This is a genomic window from Rubrivivax gelatinosus (assembly GCF_004340905.1).
Lineage (GTDB): Bacteria > Pseudomonadota > Gammaproteobacteria > Burkholderiales > Burkholderiaceae_C > Rubrivivax > Rubrivivax gelatinosus.
In genome coordinates this window covers 263900-271815 of the sequence record NZ_SLXD01000007.1, presented here as the reverse complement: position 1 = coordinate 271815, position 7916 = coordinate 263900, and the positions used below count along the sequence as shown (strand labels likewise).

The window sequence follows — 7916 nt, the reverse complement described above, 5'->3', positions numbered from 1 at the left end:
GGATTCGGTTGTTGAGTGGACTGGGGGTTTGGCGATTTCCAGTCTCTCAGAACCTCTCCGGGTGAACACCCGCAACAACCTATTGAAGCTTCACACCTAGCCGCGGCCGAATCGGCATGAAGACGCTGCCGCTGCGGCTCATGCCCGGCGCCGACCTGCGGCGTGCGCTCGAAGCGGCGCTGGCCGAACACGGCGCCGAGGCCGGTTTCGTGCTGCAGGGCATTGGCAGCCTGCAGCCGGTGCTGCTGCGGCTGGCCGGCGCCGAGACGACGGTGGCGCCCGAAGGCAGCGTCGAGCTGCTGACGCTGGCCGGCAGCGTGGCGCCCGGGGCGTCGCACCTGCATGCCAGCGTCTGCGACGCGGCGGGCCGCGTGCTCGGTGGCCATCTGGGCTACGGCTCGACCGTGCTGACGACGGCCGAGGTGCTGCTCGTGTTGCTGCCCGATTGGGCTTTCTCTCGCGAGCCCGACACGGCGACGGGTTACGCGGAACTGGTGGTGCGGCGGCGCTGAACGCCTCAGGCGCGCGGCGCCGGCACGGCGGCCAGCTGGCCGGCCGAGGCGGTGGACTGCGGCGTCGCGAGGAAGTCCACGCTGCCGAGCACGCCGAAGGTCATCAGCGCGGCCAGACCGAAGGCGGCGGCACGGGCAACGAAGCTGTCTTTCATTTCGCTCTCCATCGGGTGGCGTTGTCGATGGAGTGAACTCTAGGCAGCGCGCCCGGGTGCCGCGAGCCGCGTGCGACGAAGTGCAGACGGCGGCTGACGAACTGCGTTTTCAGCCCCGCCAGACGACGCACTCGCCGTGACGCGGCGGCGCCGGCCAGTCGCGCGCGGCAAAGCCGGTCGCGCCAGGCGGCACCGCACGCAGCGCATTCAGCCACCCGGCGTGGCCGACGACCAGGCGCACGCCCTGCACCGTGCCGGCCCAGCCGTGCACACGCGCCGTCAGCGCCTCCAGCGTCTCGCCGCCGCCCGGCGCGTAGCGCCAGAGCTCGTTCTGCCAGGCCTCGACCTCGGCCCAGTCGATATCGCTCCAGCGCCGTCCGTCCCAGGCGCCGAAGTCGAGTTCGGCGAGGCCGGCGTCGACCTCGACCCGCCAGCCCCAGCGCGCCAGCCAGCGGCCGACCTCGCGGCAGCGCGCCAGCGGCGACACCGTCACCGCCCGGGGCAGGCCGTGGCGGCGTGCCGCGGCGCGGATGCGGTGCGCCAGACGCTTGGCGCGGCGCCGGTCGACCGGCAGGTCGGTGCGGCCCAGGCAGCGGCCGGCGGCGCCGGCCACACGCGGATGTCGCCAGGCCCAGAGTTCAGCCATGCTGCATGCCCGCCAGGAAGCTGAGGTAGACGCCGAGCTCGGCGAACTGCTGCGCCGCGCCCAGCGTGTCGCCGGTGTAGCCGCCCAGGCGGCGCGCCAGCCAGCGCGCCATCCACAGCGTCACCGCGCCGACGACCAGCGCCGCCACCGTCGTGTGCGCCAGGTCCAGCCGCCACAGCACCGCCGCGGCGCCGGCGGCGGCGCACCAGCCGACGACGACCGCCAGCGTGCCCACGCTCGCCTTTTGCGCCAGCGGCTTGGACTTGGCGTGCTCCAGGTCGCCGGCATAGCTGAGCAGGCGCAGCATCAGCACCGGCACCGCACGCGACCAGGCGTGCGCCAGCGGCAGGATGGCCAGCGTGGCGAGGAAGTCGCGAGTCGCCAGCCCGTGCAGCGCCGCGGCCTTCAGGCCGAGCACGGCCACCAGACCGCAGGCGCCGTAGCTGCCGATGCGCGAGTCCTTCATGATCGTGAGCGCCTTCTCGCGGCTCACCGCGCCGCCCAGCGCGTCGAAGGTGTCGGCCAGGCCGTCCTCGTGGAAGGCGCCGGTCATCCAGACCGTGGCCGCCATCGACAGCCCGACGGCCACCGGCGCCGGCCACAGCGGCGCGGCGAACCACAGCACCGCCGCGCCGAAGCCGCCGACCACCAGGCCGACGGCCGGGTAGTAGCGCGAGCTGGCATGCATCAGCTCCGGCCGCCAGCCCACCCAGGCCGGCACCGGCACGCGCGTCATGAACTGCAGCGCGACGAAGAACAGCCTCAGCTCATGCAGCACTGCTGACCTGCGCCGACTCGAAGCTCGCCATCTCGGCCAGGATCAGCTCGGCCGACTTGATCAGCGGCCAGGCCAGCGCGGCACCCGAACCTTCGCCCAGGCGCAGGCCCAGGTCGACGAGCGGGCGCGCGCCCAGCAGCTGCAGCCAGCGGCCGTGGCCGTTCTCGGCCGAGCCGTGCGAGAACACGCAGGCGCCGAGCACGCGCGGCTCGATCGCCGCGGCCACCGCCACCGCCGAGGTGGTGATGAAACCGTCGACGACGACCAGGCGGCGCAGCGCGGCGGCCTGCAGCACGGCGCCGACCATGGTCGCGATCTCCGGGCCGCCGAGCGCGGCCAGCGCCGCCATCGGCGTCGTCGCGCCGGGATGGCGGTCCAGCGCGCGCTGCAGCACGGCCAGCTTGTGGGCGACGCCGGCCGGGTCCAGGCCGGTGCCGCGGCCGGCGCACTGCTCGATGGCCAGCCCGGTCAGACGCGCCATCAGCAGCGCCGCCGGCGAGGTGTTGGCGATGCCCATCTCGCCGAGCAGCAGCACGTTGCCCGGCAGGTCACGCACGAAGGCCGCGCCGTTGGCGATCGCGGCCTCGCACTGGGCGTCGGTCAGCGCCGGGGCGACGGTGCTGTCGGCGCTGCCATGGCAGCACTTGGAAGCCACGAGACCGGGCGCGGGCGCGAAGTCCTCCTTCACGCCGCAGTCCAGCACCGTCAGCGCCAGGCCGTGCTGGCGCGCCAGCACCGAGATCGCGGCGCCGCCGGCCAGCATGTTGTGCACCATCTGCACCGTCACTTCCTGCGGGAAGGCCGACACGCCCTGCGCGGCGATGCCGTGGTCACCGGCGAAGATGACCAGCTGCGGCGACTCCAGGCGCGGGTTCTCGCGGCCCTGCACCAGCGCCATCTGCAGCGCGATGGCCTCGATGCGGCCGAGCGAGCCCTGCGGCTTGGTCTTCTGGTCGAGCCGGTGCTGCACGCGCGCGGCGAGTTGGGGGTCTTGGAAGTCGGGGACGGAGAAGTTCATGAAGCACAGGCCGCCGAGGCGGCACGACGATGGAAGCTCCGGCAGGCGGACAACGGGCCGCCGCCGGGCGTGACACAGGACAGGAGGACACGACGCCGGCCGCCCTGCATGGCCACGGCGCCGCCGGTTTCAGTCCAGCAGCAGCCTTTCGAGCGTGCCGGGCGTGAAGGCCGCCTCGACGTGGTCGGCCAGGCCTTCGAACACGCTTTGCAGCGTCGGAACGGTGTCGCCGTACAGCGCGCGCAGCACGTTCGGCGACTCGAACAGGCCGTGGGCGTAGACGCCCAGCACGTTGCCGCGCTGCCAGCCGATCGGCAGTCCTGCGGGGTCGTGCAGGACCGGCCGTGCGGCGTCGGACAAGGCCACCGTGCGGCCGCAGTGGATCTCGTAGCCGGCGGCCTCGACGTCGGCCAGCGCGTGCCAGGCCCCGTCGGCAGCGCCGAAACGCACGCGCGCCGGCTGCACGTGTTTGTCGGCGACGAAGCCGGTGGCCAGCGGCAGCAGGCCCAGCCCCGGAGCGGAGAAGCCGACGTCGCCGTCGTGGCCTTCGGGGTCGGCCAGCGTCTGGCCCAGCATCTGCAGCCCGCCGCACACGCCCAGCACCGGGCCGCCGGCGGCGGCGTGGCGGGTGATGGCGGTGTCCAGGCCTCGCTCGCGCAGCCAGGCCAGGTCGCCGCTGACCTGCTTGGAGCCGGGAAGGATGATGCAGTCCACGCCTTCCAGCGCCGCGGCGTCGCGCGCCCACGTCAGGCGCAGACCGTCGATGCGCGACAGCGGCTGGAACTCGTCGAGGTTGCTGATGTGCGGGTAGGCGACGATGGCGATGCGCCGGCGCGCCGCGCCGCGACCGATCGGCGCTTCGCAGAGCATGCCGTCCTCCTCGGGCAGGCCGTGGTCGCGCCACATCGGCACCACGGCCAGCGTCGGCACGCCGGTGCGCTGCTCGAGCTGCTGCGGCGCCGGCGCCAGCAGCGACGCGTCGCCGCGGAAGCGGTTGAGCACGAAGCCGGCGAGCTGCGGCTTCAGGTCCTCGGGCAGCAGCGCCCAGGTGCCGAACAGGTGCGCGAAGGCGCCGCCGCGGTCGATGTCGGTGACCAGCAGCGCACGCGCCTCGGCCCAGCGTGCGGTCTGCAGGTTGACGTAGTCGTGCGGCGCGAGGTTGATCTCGGCCGGAGAGCCCGCGCCTTCGATGATCAGCAGCTCGTGGCGGCGCTGCAGCCGCTCCAGGCTGTCGCGTGCGGCCGCGGCGAGCAGTTCGCTGCGCTCGCGCCAGCCGGCGCGCGACAGCCCCGGCTCGACGCGTCCGTGCAGCAGCACCTGGCTGGCCGTGTCGCGCTCGGGCTTGAGCAGCACCGGGTTGTGCTCGACGGTCGGCGCCAGCCCCGAGGCCAGCGCCTGGAAGTACTGCGCCGCGCCGATCTCGCCCCAGCCGCCGTCCAGCGCCGGCACGACACGCGCGTTGTTGCTCATGTTCTGCGCCTTGAACGGCGCCACGTCGACGCCGCGGCGCGCGGCCCAGCGGCACAAGGCGGTGGCCAGCCAACTCTTGCCGGCGCCGCTCGTCGTGCCCCAGACGATCAGCGCCCTAGCCTTCTTTTCCATCACGAAACTCTTGTCCCAGGTCGGGCAGCGCCATGGCCCGGGCGCCGCTGCGGTCGATGCGCACCGCGCCGCCGAAGGCGTCGACGAGTGCAGCGTGCACGACCGGGTCGTCGTGGCTGCCGTGGGCGAGCACACGCCCGCCGCACAGCACCAGCAGCCGATCGGCGTGCAGCGCCAACGGCAGATCATGCAGCACGCTGACCACCGTGTGGGTGCGTCCGAGCCGTCTGAACAACTTTGCCAGCGCGACCTGGTGCGGGGCGTCCAGGTGCGTCGTCGGTTCGTCGAGCAGCAGCAAGGGCGCCTCGGTGGCCAGCGCCCGCGCCAGCAGCACGCGCTGGCGCTCGCCGCCGGAGAGCTGCTGCAGCCGCCGGTACTGCCATTCGCGGCACGCGGTCGCGTCCATCGCCGCGTCGACCGCGGCGTCGTCGCTGGCGCCGGCGGTGCCGAGCAGGCCGAGATGCGGCAGGCGGCCGAGCATCACCGTGTCGCGCACCGTCAGGTCGGCGCTGGCCTCGCCGGCCTGCGCCAGCCACGCCAGGCGCAGCGCACGTTCGCGCGGCGTCCAGTCGCCCAGCGGCCGGCCGTCCAGTTCCACCGTACCGCGCTGGAACGGCAGCAGCCCGGCCAGCACGCGCAGCAGCGTCGACTTGCCGGCGCCGTTGGGGCCGACGATCGTCGTCCAGCCGGGTTCGAGCACGCAGCTGACGCCCGAGAGCACCTCGCGTGCGCCCAGGCGCGCGCCGACGTCGGCCGCGATCAGGTTCACCGCACGCCCCGCTTGTGCAGCAGCCACAGCAGGTAGCCGCCGCCGAGCACCGCGGTGAGCACGCCGACCGGCAGTTCCTGCGGAGCGATCAGCCCGCGCGCGAGGATGTCGGCACCGAGCATCAGCACGCCGCCGGCCGCCGCGCTGGCCGGCAGCATGAAACGCTGCGGCGCCGGCGCGAACCGCCGCACCAGGTGCGGCGACACGAGGCCGACAAACCCGACCAGCCCGGCCTGCGACACCGCCAGCGCGGTGCACAGCGCCAGCAGCACGACCAGCAGCAGCCGCAGCCGCGGCAGCGCCAGGCCCAGGCTGGCGGCGCTCTCCTCACCCAGGCCGAGCGCGTCGAGCGCACGCGCCAGGCGCCAGGCCGGCGGCAGGGCCAGCGCCAGGCCGGCGGCCAGCAGCGCCACGCTCTGCCAGCCGAGGAAGCCGGTCGAGCCGAGCATGAAACTCTGTTTGCCGCGCAACGCGTCGGGCGACCAGGTCGTGACCAGGTCGCTGCCGGCGCCGAGCACGACGCCGACGACGACACCCGACAGCAGCAGCCGCAGCGGCTCCTGCGCGCCGCGCGCCAGCACCAGCGTCAGCGACACGCCGCCCAGCGCGCCGAAGAACGCGGCCACGACCAGGCCCACGCGCGCCAGCCATTCGACGTTGCCCAGCGCCAGCGCGTGCCCGCCGGCGGCGCTGGCCGCCAGCACCAGCACGACGGCGAGCGACGCGCCCGAGCCGGTGCCCAGCAGATAGGGGTCGGCCAGCGGGTTGCGGAACAGGCCTTGCGCGATCGCGCCGGCCAGCCCGAGCAGCGCGCCGACGAGCAGCGCGCCCAGCGTGCGCGGGGCGCGGATCTGGCCGACGATCAGCTCCATCGGCACGGCCGAGTCGGCGTCGCTCCAGTGCCAGCTCCAGCCTTCGCTGCCGACGCCCAGGCCGATCAGCGACAGCGCCAGCGCGGCGAAGGCCAGCCCCATCACCAGGCGGCGACGGCGCGAGAGGTCCAGGGCGAGCGCGGCGTTCATCGCTCGGGCAGGCCCGCCAGGCAGTCGGCAATCGCGAGCGCGGCCTCGCCCATGCGCGGGCCGGGACGGATCAGCAGCAGGTAACGCTCGGGCTCGAAGCCGCAGGCCTGGCCGTCCTTCAGCGCCCGCAGCGTGTGCCAGCCCGGGCGCTCGGCCATCGTCGCGAGTTCACGATCCGCCGCCATCACGAGATCGGGCGAGCGGCGCACGAGGAACTCGGGGTTCAGGCGCGGAAAGGCGCCGTACTCGGCGGGCACGACGTTGCGCAGCCCCAGGCGCTGCAGCGTCTCGCCGATGAACGAGCCGGTGCCGGCGGCGTAAGGCGTCGAGTCGACCTCGAAATAGACGCTGCGCCCGCGCAGCCGCGGCGGGATGCGTGCTGCGGCCGCCGCCTCGTCGCGGTGGATCGCGGCCCAGAGCTGCGCCGCACGCTGCGGCTGGCCGAGCACGCGCGCCAGGGCCTCGGTCGAGTGCCGCACCTGGGCATGGTTGTCCGAGTCGAAGACCAGCACCTTGAGGCCCAGCGCCTCGAAACGCTCGGCGACCCGGGCCGAACGCGCGGCGAGCACGACGTCGGGCCGCAGCGCCACGACACGCTCGACGCTGACGTCGTCCAGCCCGCCCAGCCGCGGCAGCGTCTTCACCTGCACCGGCCAGTCGGAATAGCGGTCGACACCGACCAGGCGCTCGCAGGCCCCGAGCGCGCAGACGGTCTCGGTCAGCGAGGGCAGCAGGCTGACGATGCGCTGCGGCGGCGGCCCGGACCAGGCCACACCCCGGTCGTCGCGAACCGGCTCGGCGGCGGTCGCGGCGCCCGCGCACAGCGCGAGCAGCACCACCAGGCAGCGCAGCACGGTCATCGCGGCCCCTTCAGCGGCAGTTCCAGCCCCGCCACCATCATCGTCACGCGCGCGCACTCGGCACCCACGCGCTGGTGCAGCCGGCCGAGTTCGTCGACGAAACGCCGCGCCTCGCGCGTCATCGGCATCACGCCCAGGCCGATCTCGTTGGACACCAGAACGACCGGGCCACGCGCCGCCTTCAGCGCCGCCAGCAGCGCGTCGACCTCGCTGGCGGGATCGCCGACCGGCGCGCCGTCCAGCGGCATCAGCAGGCCGGTGAGCCACAGCGTCAGGCAGTCGACGACGACCATGCGCCCGGGCACGGACTCCTCGCGCAGCGCCGCGGCCAGCGCACGCGGCTCCTCGCGCGTGGCCAGCCCCGGCACGCGGGCGGCACGGTCGGCGCGGTGACGCTCGATGCGCGCGCGCATCTCGTCGTCGCCGGCCAGGGCGGTGGCGACGAGCACGGCGCCGTGCCCCGGCAGCGCGAGCCAGTGCGCGGCGCGCATCTCGGCGCAACGCGACTTGCCGCTCTTGGCGCCACCGAGGATCAGCTCGTGCATCGTTCGCCT

General features: G+C 74.2%; 10 protein-coding genes. 1 reads left to right on the top strand and 9 read right to left on the bottom strand.

Going from position 1 to position 7916, the window contains the following annotated elements:
• The first annotated feature begins 116 nt into the window (after positions 1 to 116).
• On the top strand, positions 117 to 512 hold the full coding sequence (locus EV684_RS13080; protein ID WP_132647723.1) for a PPC domain-containing DNA-binding protein: 396 nt from the start codon (positions 117 to 119) through the stop codon (positions 510 to 512).
• Between the two features lie 5 nt (positions 513 to 517).
• Here the strand turns inward: EV684_RS13080 and EV684_RS24020 are convergent, their stop codons facing one another.
• The 9 genes from EV684_RS24020 to EV684_RS13040 form a co-directional block, all read right to left on the bottom strand.
• Complete coding sequence (locus EV684_RS24020; protein WP_165908480.1) at positions 518 to 667, bottom strand: hypothetical protein; 150 nt, start codon at positions 665 to 667, stop codon at positions 518 to 520.
• Between the two features lie 109 nt (positions 668 to 776).
• Entirely contained in the window at positions 777 to 1313 is a 537-nt protein-coding gene (locus EV684_RS13075) for a histidine phosphatase family protein (protein WP_132647722.1), read from the bottom strand.
• Positions 1306 to 2091, bottom strand: coding sequence for an adenosylcobinamide-GDP ribazoletransferase (locus EV684_RS13070; protein WP_132647721.1), 786 nt, complete (start codon positions 2089 to 2091; stop codon positions 1306 to 1308). The genes EV684_RS13075 and EV684_RS13070 overlap by 8 nt, the downstream gene beginning before the upstream one ends.
• Positions 2081 to 3109: a nicotinate-nucleotide--dimethylbenzimidazole phosphoribosyltransferase gene (gene cobT / locus EV684_RS13065; RefSeq protein ID WP_132647720.1), complete on the bottom strand. Its 1029-nt coding sequence runs from the start codon at positions 3107 to 3109 to the stop codon at positions 2081 to 2083. Before cobT ends, EV684_RS13070 begins: the two co-directional genes overlap by 11 nt.
• A 129-nt stretch (positions 3110 to 3238) precedes the next feature.
• Positions 3239 to 4711, bottom strand: a complete 1473-nt coding sequence (locus EV684_RS13060) for a cobyric acid synthase (RefSeq protein ID WP_132647719.1) — start codon at positions 4709 to 4711, stop codon at positions 3239 to 3241.
• On the bottom strand, positions 4695 to 5480 hold the full coding sequence (locus EV684_RS13055; protein WP_132647718.1) for an ABC transporter ATP-binding protein: 786 nt from the start codon (positions 5478 to 5480) through the stop codon (positions 4695 to 4697). The genes EV684_RS13060 and EV684_RS13055 overlap by 17 nt, the downstream gene beginning before the upstream one ends.
• Positions 5477 to 6502 (bottom strand): FecCD family ABC transporter permease, encoded by a 1026-nt coding sequence (locus tag EV684_RS13050; protein WP_132647717.1) that lies wholly within the window; start codon positions 6500 to 6502, stop codon positions 5477 to 5479. The genes EV684_RS13055 and EV684_RS13050 overlap by 4 nt, the downstream gene beginning before the upstream one ends.
• Positions 6499 to 7362, bottom strand: a complete 864-nt coding sequence (locus EV684_RS13045; protein WP_132647716.1) for an ABC transporter substrate-binding protein — start codon at positions 7360 to 7362, stop codon at positions 6499 to 6501. Before EV684_RS13045 ends, EV684_RS13050 begins: the two co-directional genes overlap by 4 nt.
• Positions 7359 to 7907, bottom strand: coding sequence for a bifunctional adenosylcobinamide kinase/adenosylcobinamide-phosphate guanylyltransferase (locus tag EV684_RS13040; RefSeq protein ID WP_132647715.1), 549 nt, complete (start codon positions 7905 to 7907; stop codon positions 7359 to 7361). The genes EV684_RS13045 and EV684_RS13040 overlap by 4 nt, the downstream gene beginning before the upstream one ends.
• Positions 7908 to 7916 lie beyond the last annotated feature (9 nt).

What these genes read in the sequence shown, in the direction of transcription:
- EV684_RS13080 (WP_132647723.1), top strand. Translation starts at nt 117, where the DNA reads ATGAAGACGCTGCCGCTGCGGCTCATGCCCGGCGCCGACCTGCGGCGT.
- EV684_RS24020 (WP_165908480.1), bottom strand. Translation starts at nt 667, where the DNA reads ATGAAAGACAGCTTCGTTGCCCGTGCCGCCGCCTTCGGTCTGGCCGCG.
- EV684_RS13075 (WP_132647722.1), bottom strand. Translation starts at nt 1,313, where the DNA reads ATGGCTGAACTCTGGGCCTGGCGACATCCGCGTGTGGCCGGCGCCGCC.
- cobT (WP_132647720.1), bottom strand. Translation starts at nt 3,109, where the DNA reads ATGAACTTCTCCGTCCCCGACTTCCAAGACCCCCAACTCGCCGCGCGC.
- EV684_RS13060 (WP_132647719.1), bottom strand. Translation starts at nt 4,711, where the DNA reads ATGGAAAAGAAGGCTAGGGCGCTGATCGTCTGGGGCACGACGAGCGGC.
- EV684_RS13050 (WP_132647717.1), bottom strand. Translation starts at nt 6,502, where the DNA reads ATGAACGCCGCGCTCGCCCTGGACCTCTCGCGCCGTCGCCGCCTGGTG.
- EV684_RS13045 (WP_132647716.1), bottom strand. Translation starts at nt 7,362, where the DNA reads ATGACCGTGCTGCGCTGCCTGGTGGTGCTGCTCGCGCTGTGCGCGGGC.
- EV684_RS13040 (WP_132647715.1), bottom strand. Translation starts at nt 7,907, where the DNA reads ATGCACGAGCTGATCCTCGGTGGCGCCAAGAGCGGCAAGTCGCGTTGC.